Origin of the sequence: Neisseria uirgultaei (assembly GCF_962719845.1) — a bacterium.
GTDB classification, from domain to species: Bacteria; Pseudomonadota; Gammaproteobacteria; order Burkholderiales; family Neisseriaceae; genus Neisseria; species Neisseria bergeri.
The window spans coordinates 1-408 of sequence record NZ_CAUIYF010000036.1 but is presented as its reverse complement, the minus strand read 5'-3'; the positions used below and the strand labels follow the sequence as shown (position 1 = coordinate 408).

Sequence of the window (408 nt, the reverse complement as noted above, 5' to 3'; positions counted from 1 at the left end):
ATTACTAGACAGCCAGAGTTCAAAGATTTTGTAATCGTCAAAGAAACCAAATATATACCCTCGCTTTAGTAAGTCTATATAATCTTTTTGAGAAACTACCAAAGGATTTCCGTTTCTCATTACTCTTGATTGTCTAATAAAAAGTTCTTTATTGTATGATAAGAAAATCGCTAAATCTGGATATATTATATTTTCTTTCTCTAAATCAACTTGCCCTATCAGTTTCCAAATCTTCTTTCTTATGGCTGTTTCTATACAGGATTTATAAGTCTTAAACCCAACAGAAAGAAGCTCATCCATATTGGCTGTCTTTTCCGAGAGATAATCAAAAATACCAAACTCGTATTGCCTCACCCTACATATGTAAGCAAATTTCCCATTTGGGAGCGAGATTTCATAGATTTTTCC

General features: G+C 32.6%; 1 protein-coding gene. It reads right to left on the bottom strand.

Translation table 11 applies throughout. The features are described 5' to 3' along the window. The coding region (locus Q9J32_RS10065) for an Imm26 family immunity protein (protein ID WP_301885724.1) at nucleotides 1–402 on the bottom strand (402 nt) is incomplete at its 3' end. Nucleotides 403–408 lie beyond the last annotated feature (6 nt).